The sequence below is a fragment of the Pseudomonas oryzihabitans genome (genome assembly GCF_006384975.1).
Classification (GTDB): Bacteria; Pseudomonadota; Gammaproteobacteria; order Pseudomonadales; family Pseudomonadaceae; genus Chryseomonas; species Chryseomonas psychrotolerans_B.
The window spans coordinates 111,506-136,836 of sequence record NZ_CP021645.1 but is presented as its reverse complement, the minus strand read 5'-3'; the positions used below and the strand labels follow the sequence as shown (position 1 = coordinate 136,836).

At 65.7% G+C, this 25,331-nt stretch carries 21 protein-coding genes; 15 read left to right on the top strand and 6 right to left on the bottom strand.

Annotated features, from left to right (window positions below; genetic code table 11):
* Positions 1-16: 16 nt before the first annotated feature.
* Entirely contained in the window at positions 17-1,426 is a 1,410-nt protein-coding gene (locus tag CCZ28_RS00475; protein WP_140221252.1) for an ATP-binding protein, read from the top strand.
* Complete coding sequence (locus CCZ28_RS00470; protein ID WP_140215032.1) at positions 1,423-2,091, top strand: response regulator; 669 nt, start codon at positions 1,423-1,425, stop codon at positions 2,089-2,091. Before CCZ28_RS00475 ends, CCZ28_RS00470 begins: the two co-directional genes overlap by 4 nt.
* Positions 2,092-2,201: 110 nt before the next feature.
* Here the strand turns inward: CCZ28_RS00470 and CCZ28_RS00465 are convergent, their stop codons facing one another.
* On the bottom strand, positions 2,202-3,116 hold the full coding sequence (locus tag CCZ28_RS00465) for a LysR family transcriptional regulator (protein ID WP_140215031.1): 915 nt from the start codon (positions 3,114-3,116) through the stop codon (positions 2,202-2,204).
* A gap of 116 nt (positions 3,117-3,232) precedes the next feature.
* Here CCZ28_RS00465 and CCZ28_RS00460 point away from each other — a divergent pair, with 116 nt between their 5' ends.
* Positions 3,233-4,453, top strand: coding sequence for an MFS transporter (locus CCZ28_RS00460; RefSeq protein ID WP_140215030.1), 1,221 nt, complete (start codon positions 3,233-3,235; stop codon positions 4,451-4,453).
* A gap of 118 nt (positions 4,454-4,571) precedes the next feature.
* On the opposite strand, the gene CCZ28_RS00455 is transcribed toward CCZ28_RS00460, so the two are convergent.
* The gene (locus CCZ28_RS00455; RefSeq protein WP_140215029.1) at positions 4,572-5,975 is read right to left on the bottom strand and encodes a CoA transferase; all 1,404 of its coding nucleotides are present in this window, start codon (positions 5,973-5,975) and stop codon (positions 4,572-4,574) included.
* A gap of 175 nt (positions 5,976-6,150) precedes the next feature.
* Here CCZ28_RS00455 and CCZ28_RS00450 point away from each other — a divergent pair, with 175 nt between their 5' ends.
* From CCZ28_RS00450 to CCZ28_RS00435, 4 genes are all read left to right on the top strand, one after another.
* A complete protein-coding gene (locus tag CCZ28_RS00450; protein ID WP_140215028.1) occupies positions 6,151-7,194 on the top strand; it encodes an NAD-dependent epimerase/dehydratase family protein in 1,044 nt (347 codons plus the stop codon).
* A gap of 283 nt (positions 7,195-7,477) precedes the next feature.
* Complete coding sequence (locus CCZ28_RS00445) at positions 7,478-8,017, top strand: DsbA family protein (RefSeq protein ID WP_140215027.1); 540 nt, start codon at positions 7,478-7,480, stop codon at positions 8,015-8,017.
* A gap of 353 nt (positions 8,018-8,370) precedes the next feature.
* Positions 8,371-9,996 (top strand): methyl-accepting chemotaxis protein, encoded by a 1,626-nt coding sequence (locus CCZ28_RS00440; RefSeq protein WP_140215026.1) that lies wholly within the window; start codon positions 8,371-8,373, stop codon positions 9,994-9,996.
* A 191-nt stretch (positions 9,997-10,187) separates the two neighbouring features.
* Positions 10,188-10,625 carry a YqaA family protein gene (locus CCZ28_RS00435; RefSeq protein ID WP_140215025.1) on the top strand — a complete coding sequence of 146 codons (438 nt, stop codon included), beginning with the start codon at positions 10,188-10,190 and terminating at the stop codon, positions 10,623-10,625.
* Positions 10,626-10,713: 88 nt separating this feature from the next.
* On the opposite strand, the gene CCZ28_RS00430 is transcribed toward CCZ28_RS00435, so the two are convergent.
* The 3 genes from CCZ28_RS00430 to CCZ28_RS00420 all read right to left on the bottom strand — a co-directional run bounded on the left by CCZ28_RS00430 (position 10,714) and on the right by CCZ28_RS00420 (position 12,817).
* Entirely contained in the window at positions 10,714-11,487 is a 774-nt protein-coding gene (locus CCZ28_RS00430; protein WP_140215024.1) for a lipopolysaccharide biosynthesis protein, read from the bottom strand.
* A 443-nt stretch (positions 11,488-11,930) separates the two neighbouring features.
* Positions 11,931-12,329: a hydroxyisourate hydrolase gene (gene uraH, locus CCZ28_RS00425; protein ID WP_140215023.1), complete on the bottom strand. Its 399-nt coding sequence runs from the start codon at positions 12,327-12,329 to the stop codon at positions 11,931-11,933.
* Between the two features lie 11 nt (positions 12,330-12,340).
* Positions 12,341-12,817: a GlcG/HbpS family heme-binding protein gene (locus tag CCZ28_RS00420; RefSeq protein WP_140215022.1), complete on the bottom strand. Its 477-nt coding sequence runs from the start codon at positions 12,815-12,817 to the stop codon at positions 12,341-12,343.
* Positions 12,818-13,083: 266 nt separating this feature from the next.
* Here CCZ28_RS00420 and dapA point away from each other — a divergent pair, with 266 nt between their 5' ends.
* The 8 genes from dapA to CCZ28_RS00380 all read left to right on the top strand — a co-directional run bounded on the left by dapA (position 13,084) and on the right by CCZ28_RS00380 (position 21,503).
* On the top strand, positions 13,084-13,959 hold the full coding sequence (gene dapA / locus CCZ28_RS00415; protein ID WP_140215021.1) for a 4-hydroxy-tetrahydrodipicolinate synthase: 876 nt from the start codon (positions 13,084-13,086) through the stop codon (positions 13,957-13,959).
* Between the two features lie 12 nt (positions 13,960-13,971).
* Positions 13,972-15,138 carry an iron-containing alcohol dehydrogenase gene (locus CCZ28_RS00410; protein ID WP_140215020.1) on the top strand — a complete coding sequence of 389 codons (1,167 nt, stop codon included), beginning with the start codon at positions 13,972-13,974 and terminating at the stop codon, positions 15,136-15,138.
* The gene (locus tag CCZ28_RS00405) at positions 15,135-16,388 is read left to right on the top strand and encodes a four-carbon acid sugar kinase family protein (protein WP_140215019.1); all 1,254 of its coding nucleotides are present in this window, start codon (positions 15,135-15,137) and stop codon (positions 16,386-16,388) included. Before CCZ28_RS00410 ends, CCZ28_RS00405 begins: the two co-directional genes overlap by 4 nt.
* Complete coding sequence (pdxA, locus tag CCZ28_RS00400; protein WP_140215018.1) at positions 16,381-17,400, top strand: 4-hydroxythreonine-4-phosphate dehydrogenase PdxA; 1,020 nt, start codon at positions 16,381-16,383, stop codon at positions 17,398-17,400. Before CCZ28_RS00405 ends, pdxA begins: the two co-directional genes overlap by 8 nt.
* 61 nt (positions 17,401-17,461) lie before the next feature.
* Positions 17,462-18,874, top strand: coding sequence for a sodium:solute symporter family protein (locus tag CCZ28_RS00395; protein WP_140215017.1), 1,413 nt, complete (start codon positions 17,462-17,464; stop codon positions 18,872-18,874).
* On the top strand, positions 18,861-19,991 hold the full coding sequence (locus CCZ28_RS00390) for a sialidase family protein (RefSeq protein WP_140215016.1): 1,131 nt from the start codon (positions 18,861-18,863) through the stop codon (positions 19,989-19,991). Before CCZ28_RS00395 ends, CCZ28_RS00390 begins: the two co-directional genes overlap by 14 nt.
* 11 nt (positions 19,992-20,002) lie before the next feature.
* Positions 20,003-20,686 (top strand): SDR family NAD(P)-dependent oxidoreductase, encoded by a 684-nt coding sequence (locus CCZ28_RS00385; RefSeq protein WP_140215015.1) that lies wholly within the window; start codon positions 20,003-20,005, stop codon positions 20,684-20,686.
* A 55-nt stretch (positions 20,687-20,741) separates the two neighbouring features.
* Positions 20,742-21,503, top strand: a complete 762-nt coding sequence (locus CCZ28_RS00380) for a DeoR/GlpR family DNA-binding transcription regulator (RefSeq protein WP_140215014.1) — start codon at positions 20,742-20,744, stop codon at positions 21,501-21,503.
* A gap of 204 nt (positions 21,504-21,707) precedes the next feature.
* Here CCZ28_RS00380 and CCZ28_RS00375 read toward each other — a convergent pair whose 3' ends face one another.
* Entirely contained in the window at positions 21,708-25,205 is a 3,498-nt protein-coding gene (locus CCZ28_RS00375; protein ID WP_140215013.1) for an AAA domain-containing protein, read from the bottom strand.
* Positions 25,206-25,331: the final 126 nt, after the last annotated feature.

The window sequence follows — 25,331 nt, the reverse complement described above, 5'->3', positions numbered from 1 at the left end:
CGTTGCCGAGATCCGCATGGGCCTGCTTCGCCTGTCCCTGTCCGCCAAGGTCTTTCTGGCTGCCCTGGCGCTCTGCGCCTTCGCCGTGCTGGGCATGGCCGGGGCCTCTTACTTGAGTTTCTCGCGGGATTTCCTCGGCTATCTCAACGGCCAGGCCGAACAGCGGCTGGACACCCTGGTGCCGCGCTTCGAGCACGCCTATGCCGAGCATGGCAACTGGAACTTCCTGCTCAATCAGCATCCACCCGAGGCCTGGATTCAACTGCTGCGTCCGGAATTGCCGCCGAACCAGACCTATATGCCTGCCCCACCGGTCTCGGATCTGACCGGCGCCTTTATGCGCTTCTCACTGCTGGACGCGGAGCATCGCTACCTGATCGGCTTTCGCCAGTTGCCGCCCCAGCCCCTGCTGCGCGCCATCCATTGGCAGGGCCGGGTGGTCGGCTGGCTGGCGCTGACCCCCTTCGAGGCGGTGATCAGCGACGGCGACCGCCGCTTCCAGCAAAGCCAGATCCGCTCCAGCCTGGTGATCGCCTTCGTCTGCCTGTTGCTGGCCGCCGCCCTGGCCTGGTGGATCGCCCGCACCCTACTGCGGCCGATCCGCACCGTGGCGGCCGCCACCCACCGCCTGGCGGCCGGCGACTACGGTATCCAGTTGCCCATCCATTCCGCCGACGAGGCCGGCCAGCTGGCCCAGGACTTCAACCGCATGGCCAGCGTGCTGGCGGACAATGAACGCCAGCGCCGGGTGTTCATGGCGGATATCTCCCACGAATTGCGCACGCCCCTGGCGGTGCTCAAGGGCGAACTGGAGGCGATGGAGGACGGCATCCGGCCGTTGGATATCGGCGGTCTGAAGTCGCTGCAGACCGAGGTCGGCTCGCTGAACAAACTGGTGGACGACCTCTTCGAACTGTCCCTGGCCGAAGTCGGCGGCCCCACCTATCGCCACGAGGCAGTGGACCTGGCGACGCTGCTGGCGCTGACCGCCGACGCCTGGCGCGCCCGCTATCGCCAGGCCGGCCTGGACCTGCAACTGGAATTGCCGGACGTGCCCCTGATGATCCGTGGCGACGAGGCGCGCCTTGGCCAGCTGTTCTACAACCTGTTGGAAAACAGCCTGAGATACACCGAGGCCCCCGGCCAGGTTCACCTCGCCGCGCGCCAGGTCGGCCCGCTGCTGCAGGTCGACCTGCAGGACTCCGCGCCTGGCGTGCCCGCCGCCGATCGCGAGCGGCTATTCGAACGCTTCTACCGCGTCGAGGGCTCGCGCAGCCGTCGCAGCGGTGGCGCCGGTCTGGGCCTGGCCATCTGCCGCGGCATCGCCGAGGTCCACGGTGGGCACCTGCAGGCGCACGCCTCCCCCCTGGGCGGTCTCTGGCTGGAACTCCAGCTGCCCGCCCTCGACGCCCGGAGCCCGGTATGAGCCAGACCATCCTGCTGGTGGAAGACGAACCCAAGCTCGCCGCCCTGCTCGGCGACTACCTCAAAGCCGCCGGCTTCGCCTGCGACTGGCGCGCCGACGGCCAGGAAGCCCTGGCGACGATCCGCGCCACGCCGCCCGACCTGATGCTGCTCGACCTCATGCTGCCCGGCCTGGATGGGCTGGAGGTGTGCCGCGCGGTACGCACCTTCAGCGCTCTGCCGATCATCATGGTCACCGCCCGCGTCGACGAGATCGACCGCCTGCTCGGCCTGGAACTGGGCGCCGACGACTACATCTGCAAGCCCTTCAGCCCGCGCGAGGTGGTGGCCCGGGTCAAGGCCGTGTTGCGCCGCAGCGCTGCGGGTAGCCTTCCCGCGCCCAGCGGCCTGCAACTGGACGCCGAGGCCTACCAGGCCAGCTACAACGGCCAGCCGCTGGAGCTGACCCCGGTGGAATTCCGCCTGCTGGCGACCCTGGCCAAGCACCCCGGCAAGGTGCTCTCCCGCGACCAGTTGCTCAACCACCTGCACGCCGACTACCGCATCGTCACCGACCGCACCGTCGACAGCCACGTGCGCAACGTCCGCCGCAAACTGCACCGCCTCGACCCGGACTGCGAGCTGATCCGTTCGATCTATGGCGTGGGGTATTGTTTGGAGCCTTGAGGCGAGTGCGCCTGTGCCAAACGGTCATATCGCCTCGCGCGGCTCGGGGAGGTGCTCAAGCAGGATAACGCCCACCGCTCCCCTGGGCCTGACGCCTTGGGCTTCGAGGGCTATCGCTGCGAAGGTGAAAACTCTGGAGCCAAGGCGCTCAACAAGGCCTGGGTAAACACCACAAGCTTCGCGGGAGGTCGCGGCAAGGCGCGTAACAGGTGAATGTCGTCCGAGCGCTTGCCGGGGTCATGGAATACCGGAACGAGTTGCCCGGCAGCGACCGCGCGTAAGGTCACCCAGGTAGGTAAATAGGCCAGCCCCAGGCCGGCGATGGCGGCCAGCAGCAGCGCCTCGAAATCGTCGCAGGCAAAGACCCTGTCGCTCGCCTCTGCCGGAAGCAGACCGTTGGCACTCAGCCCGCGCCAGCCGAGCCCCTCGGGATCGTGGCGCTTATCCAACAGCCGATGACCCGCCACCTCGGCGAGACTTGCCGGATGCCCGTGCCGCTCCAGATAGGCTTGGCTGGCGCAGATCGACCAGCGCTGCGTGCCCAGGCTTTGGGCATAGAGGCGACTATCCTTTAGCGGACCGATACGAATCACCGCGTCGAGACGTTCGCGCACCGGATCGGCCAGCCGCTCGGTGAAGTCAAGCTCGATGCGCAGCGCTGGATAGCGGTCGAGCAAGTCCGGCAACAACGGCAAAAGGTGATGACGCCCGAAGGTGGGCAGGCAGGCGACCCGCAGTAAGCCACCTGGCTCGTCGCCCAGGGCTGCGACCTCCGCCCGCACATCCACCCACTCATCGAGCAAAGCGGGAGCCCGGGTCAACAGCAGCTCCCCGGCGTCGGTCAGGGCCAGGCCACGGGTGGAGCGCACGAACAGCCTTACCCCCAAGGCCGCTTCGAGGGCGTCGACCTGCCGCACGACCGAAGAAGGCGCCACGCCTTGCTTGGCCGCCACGGCGGAAAAACTGCCGGCACGCGCAACGGCAACGAAGACCGGCAGGTGCTCAAGAGAAGGAAGTTTCAGCATGTTTTGCATATTACGCAAAACGCTTGCGCTCGATCGAGACGTTCTGCCCCTTGGATAGCGCCTCTAGCATCCTCCGCGTCAGGGCGCCGCTGGCGCCGCCGTACTGGAGCTTGCTGATGTCCACACTCTTTCAGGCCAACGCACCCTTGTCCGGGCGTCGCGTACTGGCGCTATCGGCAGCGTGCGGCTTCGCCGTTGCCAACCTCTACTACAGCCAACCGCTCTTGCCACAGATGGCACTGGCCTTTCACGCAGATGCCAGCTTCCAAGGTGCCATCGCCATGCTGATCCAGGTTGGCTATGCGGTGGGGCTGGTCCTGCTGGGACCGCTGGGCGACCGGCTCGACCGACGCCGACTGATTACTGCCTTGCTGCTGGTGAATATGCTCGGCTTGGCCCTGTGCGCAATGGCAACGACAGCGGCACAGCTACTGGTCGCCTGCGCTCTCGTCGGCATGACGGCTATCAGTGCGCAGATCATCATCCCCGCCGTATCGGGGCTGGTCGACCCCAACCAACGGGGGCACACCGTGGGCCGGCTCATGAGCGGTCTATTCGCCGGAACCTTGCTGGCTCGCACGGCGAGCGGCTACCTAGGCGCTCATGTGGGTTGGCGTGCCATGTTCGAAGTGGCCGCCCTGATCGATGCGGTGCTGATCGGCCTCATTTGGCTGTGCCTACCAAGGACTCCGCCTGCCAGCGGCCTGTCCTATCCCAAGCTGCTGGCCTCCTTGGGCGAGCTACTGGTACGACAGCCGGTATTACGCGAAGCCTGTCTGGCCGGCTTTCTGCTCTTCGCTGCCTTCAATGTCCTCTGGGGCTCTCTGGCGCTGCTGCTGGCCAAGCCACCCTATGATTATGGCAGCGAGGCGGCAGGGCTGTTCGGACTGGTCGGTGCAGCCGGCATGCTGGCCTCGCCCACTCTCGGACGCCTTACCGACCGCTTGGGCGGACGCTGGATCCTGACCCTGGCGGCAGCCCTGATCATCCTGGCCTTCGCCCTGATTGCCGGTGCAGCACTGAACCTCGGTTTGCTGATCCTCGGCATAATAGTTCTGGATCTAGGCAGCCGCGCCAATCTGGTGGCGAATCAAACCCGCCTGTATGCCTTGCTACCGCAAGCCCGTGGCCGGCTGAATACCGTCTTCATGACCTGCTACTTCCTCGGTGGGGCCGTGGGTTCGGCGCTAGGCACGGCGGTAGCCGGAAGATTCGGCTGGAGCGGCATCAGTATCGCCGGCGTCTTTTGTGCAACCCTGGCACTCAGCGCGACCTTGCTGTACCGCCGTGCGGTCCGGCCAGTGGATAGGCCCGCTGCATCCACCAGCAAAGTCTGATCGAGCAGACAAACCACCCTTTCCTTCGACCGAGAGCATGCGGGCTCACCGAGATTAAAAAGACATCGCGATGAGACCGCTCAGGCCGGTTGCCTAGTGCCAAGCAGGTCGCTCGACATCACGACTGTTCGTACCCGCCCCAAGCCGCCATTGCCGACCCCAGCCGGGTAGCCGGCCGTTCCCAGTGCAGGCGCAGGTCGCCGATTTCCAGTGCCGGGCGCAGGCGCAGCGCCGGACCCCAGGCGGTAGGCTCCGGCTCGGGACCGTAGTCGGCCTCCTGCACCCCGGCGAACAGCGGCTCGGTGGCGATGGCGGGATGTGCGGTCAGCAGGCAGGCGGTGCGGGCCAGGGACAGACGCGCGCTTAGCGTGACGCCTTCACGTAGGCGAGCGGCCAGGCCACGGATGACCGCGGCCGCCATCAGGTAGCCGGTGGCGTGGTCGAGAGCCTGGACCGGTAGCGGCACCGGCTGCTCGACCTGGCGCCAATCGCGGCCGGCCGCGGCGATGCCAGAGGACATCTGCACCAGGCTGTCGAAGCCGCGGCGGCCGGCCCAGGGGCCGCTCCAGCCATAGGCGCTCAGGGTGACGTCGACCAGCCCCGGATTCAGGGCGCGGCGCTGGGCTTCGCCATAACCAAGGCCCTCCAGAGCCTCCGGGCGATAGCCGTGCACCAGCACATCGGCTGCGCCGAGCAGGCGCTCGAACGTCAGGCGATCGGAGGGCCGGCCCAGGTCGAGACGGGCGCACCTCTTGCCCAGGGTCACCTCCGGGGCCTGGGCCGGCTCGTCCCAGCCGGGCGGATCGATACGCAGCACCTCCGCGCCCAGCCCGGCCAGCAACCGAGTGGCGATGGGTCCGGCGAGGATGCGGGTCAGGTCGAGCACGCGGATGCCGGCCAGGGGCCGCTGGGGCGCGGGTTTCCAGGCCGTGGGTGGCGGACACTCCTGCCAATCGAGGGCCAGCAGCGGCTCGGCCGCTACCGCGCGACCCTGCGCGTGGGCCTGCCAGGCCGCCAGGCTGCGCAATTCCGCCGCGCAACCGCCAGCCGCGACCACCGCCGTCTCCAACTCCGTAGCCGACCAGGTGGCGACCGCCTCGGCCACGGCGGCGCGGGTCTCCGGGCAGCCCAGGACGCCGAGCGCCGCCGCTCGATGGTGGGCGGCATTGGTGTGCAGGCGAATCCAGCCGTCGCGGGTGCGATAGTCGCCAGCGACCGGGTCCCAGGCGTCCGGCAACGTCCAGCCCTGGGGCTTGAGCGAACGGCTGAACCAGGCCGCGGCCAGATGCCGATCAACCCGCACCTCGGCGGCCGGTCCGGTCGCGCCCAGCAGGTCCGTCAGCGCCAGGCCGGCCGCGCCCATCGAGGCCGTGGCCAGATCGCTGACGGGGAAACACGACGCCAGGCTGTCGGCATTGGATACCCGCAGTTGCCGTGCCGCCGCAGCCGGCAGCGCCAGGGCGGCCAGCGCCTCGTCGAGCAGCGCCGGGAAAGCTGGGAAGGACGCCGGAGATGTCGCCATGACGGACCGCCTCGCGAGGATGGACATGAGCCCAAGGTAGTCCGCGCAGGACGAGCGCGAAAGCACGCCGCGACGGGACGTGGATACCCCGACCGTCCAGCCCGACACGGGGACAAATCGAGGGCAGCGGGGGTCTCCCCTTCATCGCCCTCGACAGACTTCACCGGGAGACCCCATGACTACAAGACAGCTACTCATCGCCGGCGCCAGCGGCATCATCGGCCAGGCCGTGCTGGAAGCCTTCGCCCAGGGCGGCTGGTCCATCATCACCGTGGGCCGCTCGCAGGACGCGCCGAGCCGCTTCCCCCACGTGACCGCCGACCTACTGGATGTCGGCAGCCTGGCCGCTGCCAAGGACAGATTCGCGGGAGTGACCCATCTCTTCTACAGTGCCCTAAGGCCCAATCCGGACCCGGGCGTGGAGGCCGATGAAAACGCCGCCATGCTGGAAAACCTGGTGGCCGCGGTACGCAGCGCGGGTGCACCCCTGGCGCGCATCACCTTCGTCCAGGGCGGCAAGATCTACGGCGCTCATCTCGGCGTCTACAAGACGCCGGCGCGGGAAGACGACAGCCGCCATTTCCCGCCCAATCTCTATTTCCGCCACGAAGATTTCGTCCGCAGTCTGGAAGGGGATGGCATCCGCTGGACCGCCCTGCGGCCCGACATCGTCATCGGCCATTCCCTGGGTTCGGCGATGAACCTGGGCAATCTCATCGGCCTCTATGGCGCCCTCTGCCAGGAGACCGGTACCGCCATGCAGTTCCCCGGCCCGGAGCAGGCCTATCGCGGCGCCCTGGTCAATGTCACCGCCGCGCCGCTGCTGGGCGAGGCCGCGGTCTGGGCCGCCGAAGAGGAACGCGACGGCGCCTTCAATCTTACCAATGGCGACGTCTTCCGCTGGAGCCATGTCTGGCCCAAGCTGGCCGACTGGTTCGGCCTGGAAGTGGGCGAGCCCCAGCCGATCTCCCTGGACCAGCGGCTGACTGCGCTCAAGCCGACCTGGCAGGCCTTGGCCCAGCGCGAGAACCTGATCGAAGCCGATCCCCGGAGGATCGCGCCCGGTGCCTTCGGCGACTTCATCTTCCACGTCGTGAAGGACGCCATCTTCGACGTGACCAAGGCGCGGCAGGCCGGCTTCCAGCGGATGATCCTGAGGTCGGACGAGGTGCTACTGGAGCACCTGGAAGACATGCGGCGGCGGCGCCTGATTCCCTGAGAGCCTGTTCAAAATCTGCTGCGCGTCGGCCAAACTGCGTTGAAAACGCCCTGGGTGGCCAGCCCCGCCTAGGCGGCCCCATCGGAATGCTCTTTTACCACTCGTAAACCCGAGCGCGGGTCCGATCCGCTTCCTCAGGCGTTTTCGTGGGGCCGCCTAGGCCTTGTTTGGCTCTAGCTCGCAAGATTATGAACAGGCTCTGACGCCTCCCGCACCGGCACAACGCCAGGGACGGCGTGCGGTCTCATCCCGGTTGCTTCGCCCAACGTCACAGGAGTCCCCGATGTACACCGACACCCTCAGCTGGGGCCATGGCCCGCGCACCTTCGAAGTCTTTCTCGAACCCACCTGCCCCTTCTCGGTCAGGGCCTTCAACAAGCTCGACGACCTGCTGGCCCAGGCCGGCCCTGACCGGCTCACCCTGAAGATCCGCCTGCAAGCCCAGCCCTGGCACCTGTTCTCGGGCGTGGTGGTGCGTTGCGTCCTGGCCGCGGAAACCCTCGCAGGCGGCAAGGAGAGCGCCAAGGCAGTACTGGCCGCCGTCGCCGCCCACCGCGAAGAGTTCGAATTCCAGGATCACGCCACCGGCCCCAACCGCGACGCCACACCCAACGACATCATCGCCCGCCTGGAAGGCTACAGCGGTCTGGCCCTGGCCGAAGCCTTCGCCAATCCCGACCTGCAGCACGCCATCAAATGGCACTGCAAGTACGCCCGCCAGAACGGCATCCATGTCTCGCCCACCTTCATGATCGATGGCCTGGTGCAGCCGGATATGGGCAGCGGTGATGCCGTAGCGGACTGGATCGCCCGCTTGGATTGACGCGGGCGCGGCCATTCGTCTGATGTTTTGGCGATGGACGGTGTGACGCCCTCCTCGGGTCACTGAGGGTGCGATCTCCATTAACCTGGGCCCCAGGCAACAATGGTAGTACCCGCACCCCGCCTAAAACCGCTTGCACCGGAGACTCGTGCCGCCCATCTCCTTGCTAAACAGTCAGACGGTATAGAGGAGAGGCCGCGGTATTACCAAATGGCAACGGGAAGATTCAAAGGACATAACCGGACCGATAAATCCACATGAAAAGTCATGTCTTCCATATAGAAAATGTATTGCAGAGCCTGAAAGAGCCGCCAATAACCTGAGAACACCCAGTACAAGAAAGGATGTTCATCATGCTGCTCCGCCGAATGGGATTGACGCCAAGGGCTGTTTTCATCTTCTCGATTATCGTAACAATAGTATTCGCACTAGGCATTGCCGCCGTCGTGCAGATGGGCAAGCTCAGAGACTCCGAGAAAGTCGTGGAAGACGACTGGATGGAAAGCGTGCGCCAGGCCGGCCTGATCAGTTCCAGCATGCTGCGACTCCGACTGGAAAGCCTGAGGGGCACGACCACCAGCGATGCACAACTGCGCCAGAAGGTCCTGGACGACTTCCCCAACTACCGCAAAGCCCTAGCCGATGCGATCTCGCAATACGCGCCGCTGGTTTCCAGCCCAGAGGAGCGCGGACTGTACGAGCAAGTCCGTACTACCTCCGACAGCTATCAACAGCTACTGGAAAAATTCGAAGCCCTGTTCCGCAGCGGCGACAATGCCGCCGCGCTGGCCCTGATCAATGGCAACATCCGCCCAGTCACCGACAGCATGCAGCAGCAGCTGCAGGGGCTCATCGAGTTCAACGACAGGGGCGCCGAACAGGCCGGAACGGAAGCCAGTGAAATCTATGCGACGGGCTTGAGGCTGGTCATCGGGCTGATCGCCGCCACCTTGCTAGCCACCTGCATCCTGGCGTTCCTGCTCATTCGCAGCATCACCGGCCCCATCGGCGAAGCCTTGCGCATCGCCCAGCGTATCGCCGGCAAGGACCTTTCCGAACGCATCACCGTCGTGGGTCAGGACGAAGCCGCCGGCCTGTTGACCGCCCTGGCGCAAATGCAGGGCAACCTGAAGACCACCATCACCCATCTCTCCGAGAGCTCGACCCAATTGGCCGCCGCAGCGGAAGAGATGACGGCGGTGATCGATGAGGGCAATCGTGGCCTGGTCCGCCAGAACGACGAGGTCAACCAGGCGGCCACGGCCGTCAATGAGATGAGCGCCGCCGTCGACGAGGTGGCACGCAATGCCGAGCAGACCGCCGAAGCCTCGCAGCGCACCCAAGGCCTCACCCATGTTGGGCTGGACCACGTCAGTTCCACCCTGACCGCCATCCGCGACCTGAGCCAGAACGTGGGCGATACCAGCGAACAAGTCCAGGCCTTGTCGTCCCGCGCCCAGGAAGTCAGCTCCGTGGTCGAGGTGATCCGCTCCATCGCCGAGCAGACCAACCTCCTCGCCCTCAACGCCGCCATCGAGGCGGCGCGAGCGGGCGAGCAAGGCCGCGGTTTCGCCGTGGTCGCCGACGAGGTGCGCGCGCTCGCCCATCGCACCCAGCAATCAACGCGCGAAATCGAACAGATGATCAGCGCCATGCAGAGCGACTCGGTGCAGGCGACTCAAGCCATCCAGAACAGTCGCCAGATGGCGGGCCAGTCGATCCAGGTGGCCCAGAACGCCAGCAGCGCCCTGACGGAGATCGCCGAAGCCATGGCGACCATCAACGAGCGTAATGCCCTGATCGCCACGGCTGCGGAAGAACAGGCTCAGGTCGCCCGGGAAATCGATCGCAACCTGACCAGCATCAAGGATCTCTCGCACCAGACGGCGGCCGGCAGCCACCAGACGGCAACCGCCAGCAACGAAGTCTCGCGGCTGGCCGTGGGCTTGTACCAGGTCGTCGCCGAATTCGTGCTTTGATCGACCGAACCGCCAGGCTGTAGCCGATCAGGCTGCGGGAAGCGCTCCAGACCACCAGGACGCTTCCCGCAGTACTGCCCTCGATCTTTCCCGGCGCCCGTCTTCGCGCCTTCGGCCTTTCTGCACTACCCTGGCTGGACGCCTGATCACGGCCCAACAGGCCTGAGCCTTACCATCATGGAGATCCCATCCTGGAAGCCCTGAGCGTCTACCTGGGCCTGAGCGCCCTGGCCTTCGGCGCCGCCACCCTGCTCCCCCTGCAATCGGAAGCCGCGCTGGCCGGGCTGCTGCTGACCGAGCGCTACGAGACAGCACTCCTGCTGCTGGCTGCCACCCTCGGCAACGTCGCCGGCTCGATGCTGAATTGGTGGCTGGGCCTGCACCTCGAACGCTTCCGCCAGCGTCGCTGGTTCCCGGTATCGCCAGAGCGCCTGACGCGCATCCAGGCGGCCTACCACCGTTATGGCTGGTGGTCGCTGCTGCTCAGTTGGACACCGATCATCGGCGACCCCCTGACCCTGGTAGCCGGGGTGATGCGGGAACCGCTGTGGCGCTTTCTGCTGGTCGTGACCCTGGCCAAGGCCACCCGCTACGTCCTGGTCGCCTGGCTCACCCTGGGCTGGCGGTGAGGAGCAAAGGCCATTTGATCGCGAAGGGCCACTGTTTCGCCCCCCTGAGCGACAGCTATTACCCTGGGCCCGTCCTCGACAGCTGAGATCAGCTGGCCTGGCGGGTCCGCTGACCCAGCCAGGCCGCCTCGACGGCGGCAAGGTCGGCCCGCGGGATGAGCTCGGCAGGAACGCGGCTGGTGCGCGAGAGATTGAACACCTGGCGCCCTTCGGCAGCGAGCACCGCCTGCATGATCGTCAGGCCGGGCAGGATGCGGTGGTACAGATGCTCGTCGAGGCCGCAGGGCGATGCTGGACGGTTACCGTCCTCATAGAACCGCGGTGCTTGGGCGTTGAGATCCACGCCTGCCAGATAAAGCTCCGTGGAACCCAGGTGGTAGGCCAGTTGCAAGGCAATGTAGGCGACGGTACGGACATCGAAGATGCCGTAATCCATATCGCGACTGAAACCTATGTCGCGCGCACGCCGACTGAGCAAGGTGAGGGTGCGTTCGGCCTGATCACGCTCGAGCCCGAGGTAATGTTCCAGCCGGGTACTGGGCGCTCGCCGCAGTGCATGGGCCTTGCCCTGCCTGGTCGCCGACAGCCTTTCGATCGCCGTCGGCCACAACGCCAGCCGTTGCGCCTGCTCGAGTCCGAGTTCGTAGAGGTCGGGTTGCTGCTCGGCAAAGCTCAGGTCGCTGCACACATAGAAGAGCGGACGGATCCCACTCCCGCCCAGCTTGGCGATGGCGCCGTTCATGGTGATGATCGGCACATCGCGCCAGGCGTCCAGGCAGAGCTCTGCCGCCGAAGGCCCGGAGGCGAGCAGAAGTACCGGACCGTGTTGACTGTTGCGGAGTGACGCGAAGCCCTGACTCACGACTGCGACCTGCCTGAGATCGCGTAAGCAAAACAGCTGGAAAAGCCAAGCGAAGACCGATCGGACGGCATACCCACCAGCTCCCGATAAAGCGACGGTGAATGTCATTGGTCATACATGATCGATGGCGCCGGCCGAAAAAATAACGGGGCACGATAATGATTTGGGCGACCAACGCTACACATTGTCGATTAGGACTCACTTAATGCCGCTGTCTCGACAGACTCCTCCACAGAAATTAATCAGCTTATTCATGAGATAGAACGATCCCGACTGCCCTAGAGGTTGCAGCGCCACCGAGACCGGTGCCCCACTTCAACCCAAGGAAGAACAGGCCCCCTGGTCTTGCCGCGCAATCTGCAGCGCGCTGCTCTCGGGGACCTGAGATACGTGAAGAGGCGGCGGGCGCTATCCGCTTTTCGGCAGACCGCCTCGCCATCCCGCTAGGAGCCCCGGTAGGTGCTGAATCCGTAGGGGCTGAGCAGCAGCGGAATATGGTAGTGCTGCGCCGGCTGGGTCACCTCGAACACCACCGGAATCTCCGGGAAGAAGGCGCTACGCCCCTGCTGGCGGTAGTAGTCCCCGGTCTTGAAGACCACCCGATATTCGCCCTTCGCAAAGGTCTGGTCCTCGGGAAACAGCGCCGGCACTCGCCCCTGCGCGTTGGTGACCTCTTCCGCCAGCGGCTGCCAGCTCTCGCCTACCTGGCGCTCCAGGGTCACGTGACCCCCCGCCGAGGGCACGCCGGTTTCCAGATTCAACACATGGACACTGAGGGGATTGGGCGCGGCGACGGCCAGGCCCGGTAGCGCCAAGGCGGCCAAGAGCACGCAAGTCTTCATGGGATTCTCCTTTAGGGATGGGATTGCAAAGCGAGGTGTCGAGCCGCGGCCAGCGCACAGCGCTCATCGGCCCCGCCACCGCCGGCCCCGGCGATGCCCAGGGCACCAACCAGTTGGTCGCCTTCATAGAGCGGGATACCGCCGCCCAGCAGCAGCAACTCGGGCAGCGTGACGAGGTTGGCCGCATCGGGGTTTTGCCGCGCACGTTCGGCCAGCGCCTGCGACGACGTGCGGGTGGACAGCGCGGTGAAAGCCTTGCGCCGCGCCGCCTCGGCGTTATGCGGCCCGACGCGGGTATCGCGCTGCAGGAGGATCGGCTGGCCGCTGCGGTCGAGCACCGCGAGGGCCGCGCTGCAGGGTGCGGCCTGTGCCAGCCGCTGGGCGGTAGCCAGATCGAGATCGGGGTGCTGCGGCAAGGCCGCCTGTGCCTGGCCGAGCACTGCGGTACCCACCAAGGCAGCGGTTAGACAGGAAAGAAAGCGCGACATGATTCGAGGTCCAGAAGATGACCCCGCCAAATTATCCTGATCTATCGGTCAGGAATGGGTACCGGCGCGTGACAATTTTGTCAGTTTGATCAACAGGATGACCGCCACCTGGAGAACCTTTACCCCAGGTCGCTCATACGTCCGAACGCTGCTCTGCCATGACCGGGCGTTCACTTCCCCTGAGAGAATCGATCAAATCACTATTGATCGATTAGATCAAAACATGCTTTATTGTGATCATAACAATCACAAAGGTAGGCATGATCATGAGATTCCGCGGCATCGTTCCCGCCCTCGTTACACCGTTCGACGCCCAGCAGCGCGTCGATGAAAAGGCCTTGCGCGGTTTGATCGAAAACCTCATTAGCGCGGGCGTCCACGGCCTGTTCGTGCTCGGCACCAATGGCGAATTCTTCGCCCTATCCGAAGCCGAAAAGCTGCGTATCGCTGAAATCACCGTGGACACCGCTGGCGGCCGCGTCCCCGTCGTGGCCGGTACCGGCGCCTTCGCCACTCACGAAGTGATCGAACTGAACAAAAAGATGGCGGATCGTGGCGTCGACGCCCTCTCGGTCATCACGCCCTACTTCAATGCCGTGAGCCAGAAAGAGCTGATCGCTCACTACGAGGCCATCGGCGATGCCTCCACCCTGCCGCTGATGCTCTACAACATCCCGGCCAAGACCGGCATGTCCATCGGCATCGGCGCCGTGGCCACCCTGAGCCAGCATCCGCAGATCAAGGGCATCAAGGACAGCGCCGGTAACTTCGACGCCCTGGTGCAGATGCTGCAGTACCGCAGCGACGACTTCGCCGTCTTCGCCGGCACCGACTCCCTCATCTACTGGAACCTGCTGGCCGGCGGCGATGGCGCCGTGGCCGCCACTGCCAATGCCGTGCCCCAGGTGGTCATGACCATCTGGAACGCCTTCCAGGCCGGCGACCACGCCACCGCCCGCGCCGCCCAGGAAAAGTTGCGACCGCTGCGCGATGCCTTCGCCCTGGGGACCATGCCCTCGGTGCTGAAGAAGGCCGCCGACCTGCTCAACGTCCCGGTCGGCCCCTGCCGCGCCCCGGTGGCAGCGCTGGACGAAGCCACCGTACACAAGCTCGAAGGCCTGTTGGCCGTTTATCGCGACTGATCAGGAGCGCCCATGTCCATCTATCATTTCCAGACCGTCAAACACCTGGTCCATGGCGCCGGCGCCCTCGATCAGCTCGGCGACAAGCTCGCCCTGCTCGACGTCCCGCTGCGCCGCGTGGTGCTGGTCACCCAGCACGCCATGCGCGGCCTGGGCGTGACCGAGCGGGTCAAGGCGCAGCTGGCCGCCCGTGATATCGAGGTGGCGGTGATCGACAACGTCGAGATCGAACCCACCCTGGAGAACATCGAGCAGGTGTTCCGCGAGCAGGTCGCGCCACGCCAGCCCGACGTCCTGCTCGCCATCGGCGGCGGCTCGGTGCTGGATGCCGCCAAGCTGTTCGCGGTCATGCTCACCAATGAGCAGTCGCTCAAGTCCATGCTCGGCATCGACCAGGTGGCGCGCGCCGGGCTGCCCACGGTGCTGGTGCCGACCACCGCGGGCACCGGCTCGGAGGTTACGCCCAACGCCATCGTCACCCTGCCCGACGAAGAGCTGAAAGTGGGCGTGGTGAGCCGCCACCTGCTGCCCACCCTGGTGCTGCTCGATCCGCTGCTGACCCTGAGCCTGCCCAAGGCCATCACCGCGGCCACCGGGATGGATGCCTTCACCCATTCGCTGGAGTCCTTCATCTCCAACAAGGCCAACCCGGTCAGCGACACCTTCGCCCTGGAATCCATGCGCCTGATCGCCGGCAGCATCGTCGAGGCCTACCAGCAGCCGGACTCGGTGCGTGCCCGTAGCGACATGCTGCTCGGCTCCACCTACGGCGGCGTGGCCCTGACCGCGGCCGGTACTGCCGCCGTGCATGCCCTGGCCTATCCCCTGGGCGGCAAGTTCCATGTCACCCACGGGGTGGCCAACGCCATGCTGCTGCCCCACGTCATGGCCTTCAACCTGGACAGCTGCGCGCCGCGCCTCAAGCGCGCCGCCGTGGTCTGCGGTCTGGCCCACGCGGAAGACAGCGACGAGACCGCGGCGCGCAAATTGATCGAACAGATCGCCGCCTGGACCGCCACCCTGGAGATCCCCCAGGACCTGGCCGCCTTCGGCGTCCGCGAGGAACACCTGGCGGACATGGCGGTGGCGGCCTCCAAGGTCACCCGGCTGATGGTCAACAATCCCAAGCCGCTGAGCCTGGACGACATCCAGGCGCTGTACCGGCGTCTGCTGCCATGACCCGCCTGCTGATCCTGGCCGACGACCTCAGCGGCGCCGCCGATTGCGCCCTGGGTTTCGCCGCGACCCAGGCGACTCGGGTACTGCTCGACGCCGAAGCCCTGGATACCCGGGCCCCGGTGACGGCGCTGGATCTGGACAGCCGCCGGCTGGACGCGCGTGCTGCTGCCGGGCGTCACGCAGGATTGCTCGGGCATCCGGCGCTGGCAGGTGCGGCGCTCTACAAGAAGATCGACTCCACCCTGCGCGGCAATGTCGCGGCCGAGGTGGCCGCCCTCGCCCCGCGCGGCCTGGCCCTGGTGGCCCCGGCCTATCCGGCACTGGGCCGCACCACTCGCGGCGGCGTCCAGTACCTGGACGATGTGCCGGTCGACCAGACCGACGTCTGGCGCAACGAGGAGCTGACCGGCAGTGCCGATCTGGTGGCGCAACTCACCGCCCAGGGCATCAGCTGTGCCCGGCTGGACCTCACCACCCTGCGCCAACCGGTAGCCCTGGCCGCCGCCCTGCGCCGAGCCCTGGACAGTGGTCTGCCAGCCCTGGTCTGTGATGCCGAACGCCAGTCCGATCTGGCAGCCCTGGCGCGGGCTTCCGCGCCCCTGGTGCAGCAGCTGTTCTGGGTCGGCTCGGCGGGTCTGGCCGAAGCCTTGCCCGGAGCCCTGGGCCTGACCGGCACACCCGCCTCTCGCCCGAGCGGCGACGGTCCGGTGCTGACGGTGGTCGGCAGCATGTCGCGCCATTCCCAGGCCCAGGCCGAGTACCTGGTCGCCGGTAGCCAGCAACACTGGCAACGCTTGGCACCCGCCTGGCTGCTGGGGCCCCAGTGGGCGACCGAACGCACGACCCTGGCCGCGACCCTGGCCCAGCGCCTGGCCAGCGGCGAAGACGTTCTGGTCAGCCTCGACCAGCAGGCCCGCAATCCCAGCCAGGCCATGGCCCTCAGCCAGGCGCTGGCCGAGCTGCTGCAACCGGCTCTGCAAGAAGCCGCCGCCCTCATGGCCACCGGCGGCGAGACCGCCCGCGCCCTGCTCGCCAGGGCCGGCATCACCTCCCTGGACCTGCACGGCGCCCTCGCCCCAGGCGTGGCCCTGGCCAGCACCCTCTGGCGCGACCGCTCTCTGAGCGTCGTCACCAAGGCCGGCGGCTTCGGCCAACCGGACACCCTCCTCGACGCCTGGCGCCAACTGCGCGCCAGCCTACCCGCACAGGCCGCCCCGGCCTCCCTGCACAAGGAAGCCCACCATGTCTGAACGTCCCGTCATCGGCATCACCATGGGCGACGCCAGCGGCGTCGGTCCCGAAATCATCATGAAGTCCCTGGCCCACGCCTCGGTGTACGAGGGTTGCCGTCCGCTGGTCATCGGCGACGCCGGCCGCCTGGAAGACGCCAATCGCATCGTCGGCGGTCGCCTGCAGATCAATGCCATCGAGCGGCCTGACCAGGCGCGCTTTCAGCCGGGCGTCGTGGACTGCATCGACCTCGGCCTGATCCCCGCCGACCTGCCCTACGGCAAGCTGTCGGCCCTGGCCGGTGACGCCGCCTATCGCTACATCGAACGCACCGTGCAGCTCACCTCGGCCGGCGAACTCGATGCCATCTGCACCGCGCCGCTGAACAAGGAAGCCCTGCACGCCGGCGGCCATATCTTCCCCGGCCACACCGAATTGCTGGCGCACCTCACCGGCACCGAGGAGGTGTCGATGATGCTGATGACGCCTATCCTCAAGGTCATCCACGTCACCACCCACATCGGCATCATCGATGCCATCGCCCGCATCGAACCGGGCCTGGTGCGTCGCACCATCGAACGCGCCCACGTCACCCTGCAACGCGCCGGTATCCAGGACCCGCTGATCGCCGTCTGCGGCATCAATCCCCATGCCGGGGAGAACGGCCTGTTCGGCTACGGCGAGGAAGAGACCAAGATCCAGCCAGCCATCGACGAACTACGCGCCCGCGGCTGGCGCGTGGAAGGCCCGCTGCCCGCCGACACCCTGTTCTTCCGCGCCGGTCGTGGCGACTTCGATTGCGTGGTGGCCATGTACCACGACCAGGGCCACGGCCCGGTCAAGGTCATGGGTCTGGAAGCCGGGGTCAACGTCACCGTCGGCCTGCCGGTGATCCGCACCTCGGTCGACCACGGCACCGCCTTCGACATCGCCGGCAAGGGCATCGCCGACGAACGCAGCCTCATCGAAGCCCTGCGCCAGGCCACCGAGCTCGCCAGCCGGCGTCGCGCCAGCCAGGCCGCCATCGCCTGAGGAACGACTGCTTTTCCCGTAACGCCAGTGCTATCCAACAACAACAACAGGAATCACTCGCATGCAAACCTTCGACGTGCAAAGCACCGCCATCATCGTCGGGATGGTGGTGCTCTACATCCTCTTCACCACCTGGCTCAGCATCCGCCTGCGCAGCCGCACCAGCGGCGAATTCATGGTGGCCGCGCGCAGCATGCCGGCCTTCGTGGTAGGCATCCTGATGATGTCGGAATTCATCGGCGCCAAGTCCACCGTGGGCACCGCCCAGGCAGCCTTCGAAAGCGGCTTCGCTGCCTCCTGGTCGGTGATCGCCGCGGCCATCGGCTTTCCGCTGTTCGGCCTGCTGATGGCGCGCAAGCTCTATGCCTCCGGTGAATTCACCATCTCCGGCTTCATCGCCCAGAAATACGGCCTGTCCACCAAGCTGATGGTGTCGATCATCATGATCTACGCCCTGCTGCTGGTGAACGTGGGCAACTACGTCAGCGGCGCGGCGGCCATCGCCACGGTGCTCAAGATCAACCTGCCCACCGCCGCCTTCATCACCGCCATCGTCAGCACCCTCTACTACGCCTTCGGCGGGCTGAAGAGCGTGGCCTACGTCAGCATCCTGCACACCTCGGTCAAGTACATCGGCGTGCTCATCGTGCTGGGCGTGGCGCTGCACATGACCGGCGGCTTCACCCCAGTCATGCAGCACATGCCGGAGCATTACTTCACCTGGGACGGCGCCATCGGCGGCAGCAAGATCTTCGCCTGGATCATCGGTACCGTCGGCGCCATCTTCTCCACCCAGTTCATCATCCAGGCGATCTCCTCCACCAAGGACGCCCGCGCCGCCCAGCGCTCCACCTTCCATGCCTCGCTGCTGTGCATCCCCATCTCCCTGGCGCTGGGCTTCATCGGCGTCGCCTCCAAGTACCTGCATCCGGAGATGAGCAGCCTCTACGCCCTGCCGGTCTTCCTGCAGTCGATGCACCCGGTGCTGGCCGGGGTGGTGACCATTTCCCTGGTGGCCTCCATCTTCGTCAGCGTCAGTACCGTGGCCCTGGCCATCGCCTCGCTGGTGGTGCGCGACTTCTACGTGCCGCTGCGCAAACCCACGCCTGAGCGTGAATTCAAGGCCACTCGGGTGATCTCCCTGGTGATCGGCTTCGTCCCGCTGTTCTTCGTCTTCTTCGTACCCGAGATTCTCAACCTGTCGTTCTTCACGCGGGCGCTGCGTCTGTCCATCGCGGTGATCGCCATGATCGCCATCTACCTGCCGCTGTTCGCTACCAACCGCGGCGCGACCCTGGGCCTGCTAGCCTCGACCATCACCACCAGCGCCTGGTATCTGCTGGGCAATCCCTATGGCATCGACAACATGTACGTTGCCCTGGCGACGCCTGCCATCGTGGTAGTCATCGAACGTCTCTTTCCCCAGCCCGCCGCCAAAGCCGCTTCTGCCGAGGTCCCCCATGTCCACCACTGAAATCGCCATCGCCGGTCGCCAAGACGCCTTCCTGCCCACGCCGTATCCGCAGAATCATGCCGCCAACCTGCTAGCCCAGCCCGACGGCACCTTGCTCTGCACCTGGTTCGCCGGCACCCAGGAGGGCAAGGCCGACATCTCGGTGCTCCTGAGCCGTCGCGATCCAGCGACCGGCACCTGGAGCAACCCGGTGCAACTGTCGGACGACCCAAACCGCTCCGAGCAGAATCCCATTCTGTTCCAGGCCCCGGGCGGCCCCCTGTGGCTACTTTGGACGGCACAGATAGCCGGCAACCAGGACACCGCCATCGTCCGCCGCCGCCTGTCCCCCGACGGTGGCTACAGCTGGAGCCCGATCGAGACCCTGATCGACACCCCCGGAACCTTTGTCCGCCAGCCGCCGGTGGTGCTGGCCAACGGCGACTGGCTGCTGCCGATCTTCCATTGCATCGCCCGCCCCGGCGAGAAATGGGTCGGCAGCCATGACACCAGCGCCGTACTGATCTCCAGTGACCAGGGCCGTAGCTGGACCGAGCACGCCGTACCCGAGAGTACCGGCTGCGTGCACATGAACATCCAGCTGCTGGGCGACGGCAGCCTGCTGGCCCTGTTCCGCAGTCGCTGGGCCGACTTCATCCATACCAGTTGCTCCTGGGACGGCGGTCGCAGCTGGAGCGTACCCACCCCGACGACCCTGCCGAACAACAATTCCTCCATCCAGTTCATTCGCCTCGCCAGCGGCGAGCTGGTGGTGGCCTATAACCCCACCAGCGCCGCCGAATACAGCGAGCGCCGCGCTTCGCTCTATGACGAGATCGACGATGGCGACAGCCGCCTAGACCCAGTAGCCCGGGACGGTGAGCGCAGCGCCGTGTGGGGCGTGCCACGCGGCCCCATGAGTCTGGCCGTCTCCACCGACGAGGGACAGAGCTGGCGGCGCCTCGACGTCGAGGCCGGTGATGGCTACTGCCTGACCAACAACTCCACCGAGAAGCTCAATCGCGAGTACTCCTATCCGAGCCTGGTGCAGGCGGCCGATGGGGATGTGCACCTGGCCTTCACCTACTTCCGCCAGCGCATCAAACACGTCCGGCTGCCACTGGCCGCGCTGCGTTGAAGGAGACGGCAATGACGGCCCAACCTCATGCCCTGGTCACTGGCGTCAGTTCCGGCATCGGCGCGGCCATCACCCAGCGCCTGCTCGCCGAGGGCTGGCGGGTGAGCGGCCTCAGCCGGCGCCCGCCAGAGCAGTCGCACCCGGCGCTCACCTGGATCGGCGTCGACCTCGCCGACGATCAGGCCCTGGATACCGTACTGACTGACATCGGCCCGCTCGACGCCATCGTCCATGCCGCCGGCTTCATGCGCACCGCGCCCCTGGGCGCCCTGGACCCGGCCGATGGCGCCGCCATGTGGCACCTGCACGTGGCCGTGGCCAGCCGCCTGGTGGATCGCCTGATCGAGCGCCTCGCCACGGGCGGGCGCATCGTCCTGATCGGCAGCCGCACCATGCAGGGCGCGGCCGGACGCAGTCAGTACGCCGCCACCAAGGCGGCCCTGGTCGGCCTGGTGCGCTCCTGGGCGCTGGAGCTGGCGGCGCGCGGCATCACCGTCAACCTGGTGGCGCCTGGGGCGACCGAGACGCCCATGCTGCGTGATCCGGGTCGTGCTGGCACCCCGCCCCGCTTGCCCCCACTGGGCCGCTACGTACAGCCCGCAGAGGTCGCGGGCCTGACCGCCTTCCTGCTCGGCCCGGATGCCGGCGCCCTCACCGGCCAGACGCTGACGGTCTGCGGCGGCACCTCGCTGTGAGAAAGATGAGGCGCTACTGCGCTACAGTAGCGCCGTCTCTCTCGCTGGAACGCTCATGAAGGTCGCCAAACGTCGCCAAGCCATCCTCGAACTGGTCCTGGCCGGTCACACCAACGTCGAAACCCTCTGCCGGCATCTAGAAGTGTCGGAAGCCACGGTCCGCCGCGACCTCACGGCGCTGGCCGAGGAAGGCCAGATCCTGCGCACCTACGGCGGCGCGACCCATATCGGCACCCGTGAACCCGAGCCCTCGCTGGAGCAACGCAGCAGCCAGTCCGGGCCGGAGAAAGCCCTCCTCGCCCGCGCCGCCCTCGCCCATATCAGGGATCACGACACCCTGTTGCTGGACGGCGGCACCACCACCGCGGCCCTGGCCAAGCTGCTCAGCGAAAGACGCGGCCTGCATGTCATCACCAACAATCTGCTGGCGGCCCCCCTGCTGCGTGACCTGCCGGAAGGCCACGTCACCCTCCTCGGCGGCGACCTGCGTCCCGGCAGCATGTCCACCTTCGGCCCAGCCGCCTTCACCATGCTGGAGCGCCTGTCAGCCGACAAAGTCTTCCTCAGCGCCGACGGCGTGGTCGCCGGCCGCGGCCTCTGCGAAGCCAGCCCTGAGCAGGCCTATCTAAAAGAGCTGATGATCCAGCAGGCCGCCGAGGTCTTCGTCCTCGCCGACTCGACCAAGCTGGGGCGCGATCGCCAGCAACACTGGACGCCCCTAAAGACGGACTGGACGTTGATTACCGATGCGACGGCGGGTGAGGTTTTGATGTCGTTCAGGCAGCAGGGATTGGTGCGTGTGGAAAGCGTATGCTGACGCGACAGCTGGGATAACCTAGGCCCTGCTCCATACAGGATAGCCAGAGCAGACACACCCTATCCACACAGCCAAGCCCCCTTAGCAAGGGTGCTTGGCTATCAGGCATGAACCCGCTCTAGATGTCGTGGCGATAGTGACAACGTCGCCACGACATCTTGTACCTGTTAGCACGCACCTGCTCTCACAGCAAGCCAAGGTCTCCTAAGGGGTAAAGGTCGTTACCCGCGCCGCGAGGCTGCTACGGTTCACCTCGATCTCATCCTGCACAGCAGCGCCTCGGTAGACCATGGAAGTTTCGTGGCGCACGAAATCACCCTCGCGCTGAGCGCTTAGCCAGTTGAACGAGCCGACGCACAACAACTCTTGGTCGGCCATCAACAGCTTGCTGTGCACCTTCCTCACGACCCATACCTGGATGTCCTGTGCCGCCATCTCGGCTAGGGCCGCCTTGAACTGCGCCACCTTTTCCGGCTTTCCTTCAGGCATCGAAAAGGACGGTTCAGTATTCAGGAGCAGGTCCGTATAGACCTCGACCTGCACGCCCCGCTGCACCGTTTCGCCCATTTGCGCCAAGGCGCCGGTGCTCCGCAGGCAATGCAGACGCACCCAGGGCGTGACTATTTGGACTTGCTGGCGCGCCGTCCGCAGCGTTTGCTTGAGAAAGGCATCGTGGTCCGCCCATTCGTGCAGATGGCTGAGCCCGGCAGCCAAGTCCTGCCTGGCTTGATAGGTGAACTGCAGCTCGCTCGCCGGATCTTCCAGCAGGAAGCGCGCCAGCAAGCCACGCGGTTTGCTGGCCGGTACCTGGCCAATCAGATCCATGTCGCCGAACAACAGAAAACTATCCTTGGCCCGGGAAACCGCCACGTTGAGCATGCTGTCCCGACGATCGATAAAGGCGCCATCATCGTGCTTGGAGTACACCGCAGAGAAGATCACTACTGGACGCTCCGCACCCTGGAACGAATGCACCGTCCCCACGGTGATCTCACCGGCGCCCTTGCCGGCGCGGATACCCAACGCCGCACAGGCCTGTACGATGGCCGCGGACTGAGCGCCGAAGGGCGTGATCACCCCCAGGATCTCGGATAGCGGTCGGTCGTCGTAGCGCGCCCTCAATTCAGCTTCGTGGGCCTGGATCCAAGCCGCGATGGTTTGGGCTTCGAGCAGGTTCTCCCGGCTGCCGTTACCGCTCTGCCGGCACCGCCCATCGACGTGCAGATAGCCTAGCCCAGGCAATCCACCTTCCGGCTTCTGCCCACGACAGGGTTGCAGTTTGCCCTTGTAGCAAAGGGCGTTGCAGAAGGCGATGATCGAGTCATAGCAGCGCCGGTGCTCGTACAGATACATGCCGCGGGCCAAGTCCGGGTCATAATGGTAGCGACTTGCGGACTGGGCAATGGCCATTACGCTGCCGCTCGCTGAACTGCGCCCACCCTTGCTGAAGGCGGCGTAGTCCTGTTTTACCCGGTCACGTGCAACCAGCCCCACGTTAGCCAGATTGCCAATATCGACCTTGGCGGGGATCGACCAGATGGGCTCAATCTGCTGAGTGTCGCCGATCACTAGCGCCTGCCTGGCAAGAGCGAACGACGGCGCGGCCACTTCCGGCAGCACCTGGCCAGCCTCGTCGACGATCAGCAGGTCGATGAAGTCGGTTAGGTAGTCCTCGACGAAGCTACCTTCCTCGTAGCGGCTGCAAAGCAGCTCCTTGGGCAACCGGAAGAAGGTAGCGACCACGCAGGGCGTCAACTTCATCCAGCGCCGCCAATTGCCAGCTATGGTCTTGGCGCCGTTCTTGCTGCGGTTCTTGAGAAGGGTAGGCAGCGTTTCGGCAACCTCCATCAGCCAGCGGCCCTCCCAATAGTGGGTAGCCAGCAGGAATATCTCGAAGCGCAGGGTGGTATCGGCCTGAGCATCACACTCGGCAAGGGTAACCTGTGCAGCGGGTTTGTCGCCCGGCGTGGCCAGTACCGCGATCACTCCCTGCCAGCCCACCAACGCCCTCTGCTCGGCCTCCAGCAACTGCACGCCAAGTCGCACCTGCACTTCTCGCGCCTCGAAGGCTTCACGAGCGCTAGCTTCGGCAGCCTCCAGGTGTTTTTCTATCTCGCTAACGCTCGAAGCGCTTTGCAACACCGGGCCGGCGTCGCCAAGGTGCAGCTTGGCCAAGCGTAGGCGCTTGGCCGCCACTGCCCCGATCCAACCGAACAGGCTGTAGAACAGCGACTCATGGGCCAGGTAATGGCGGAAAGCCTTCAGCTGCTGCTGTGCGCTGGCCAGCAGGCGTCCCTGCTCCTCGCAAACGCGTTGACGCTCCGCTAGGGCCGCCAGGGGATCTGCCCCTAGCTGCAGCGCGACGCTCTCACGGGCAGCGACCAAAACGGACCATGCCTGTTCGATGTCAGCCAGTTGTCGTTGTCGATGCTGGATCTGCTGTCGTAGTCGCTCGACGGTGCCGAGCACGCTGGGGGATGGCTCCTCGGGAAAGGCCTCGACGGCTTTGGCCAGATAAGCAGCCTGGGCACGGTCCAGATAGTCTTGCGACTCCAATCCAGTGAGAAAGCTCTGGGTCTGATAGCTGCTCGATAGCTCCTTTTCGGCCGAGGCCTTGGGGAAGTAGGCACCGAAGCTGTACAGGTCTGGCAACCAGCGTCCAGCCAAGGGGCCACTCCCCTGCGCGAAGTCCTTGCCGAACGCGGCAATGATGTTGGTGACCGCCTGGTTGTTGGTGGAGCTGGCGACGATCACCGGTGGGTCGCCTCCTGCCAGCGCCGCCTGAGCCCAGAGCGAGGCCACTACGGACAACACCAAGGTGGTCTTGCCCGTGCCCGGCGGACCATTTACCGCAAGTACCTCACCCGTCTCGCCTATCAGCAGATGAGCCAGGGCATCACGCTGGGCCGGTGCGAGGGCGTATCGATCGCCCGCATGAGCGAGGCGCAGGGCAAAGCCGCTGTGAGGCGGCAGACAAGGTTCGTCTGGGCTGGGTTCAGGCTGGGCGAACCGCTCGAACAGCGGTGCCTCGGGTTTTTCATGACGCAGGTAATCGTAGAGACGCACGATGTTCTGGCTGAAGCCATCCGGTTTGTCTTCCTTGAACAACAAACCATGACTGGCACGCATCAGGCTGTCTTGCTCAGGTTCCCAGCCCTTGCTGACCGTGCACAGCATCTTCCAGCAGAATTGCAGGTAGGCACGCCATTGCCTGTGATACTCCTCTTCGCTCACCGTCTCGCTTTCATCAGGTGGAGCAAAACAGGGGACCGTCTCTATGGACAGGAAGGCGTCCAGATCAGCCTGGCTGCCGATGGTGAAATTGTCCTGATCCAGCGGCTCGAGAATGTCGCGGGGTACCAGCACCTGCGAGGTTGGGTATAGGCGCCCATCCCGGGCAAGCAGCATGCCGCAGACCAGAGGTGTGACCACGGCCGGCATTCCCTTGCGCGGCTTACCGTGCTCCAACCTGGCGTGGTACACCAGCGGACGCAAGGTAACCGCTACCGTGGAGACCTCGACCGCCTCGCCAGTGAACAGGGCTTCGCTGAGCTCGACCGGAAGGCACCCACTCGATACTTGTTCATTCGGGAGCTTGAAGAGCTTGTCGGCTTGCTTGGTATCCAGGGCGCCATTGCCATTCTCGGCATCAGCCAGGGAGTTGCGCCAGTAGCTGGCGAGCTTCAACGCGTAGTCGTTCATCGTCCTGATTCAAGGCTGACCGGCACTCACTGTTGCGGTCGAGGAAGGGCGTATGGCGCTTGGGATGGTTGCCCATCACTAACTTGCCGCTGGCTAGGGATGGTGGTCAGTGAGTAGCAGGCTGTC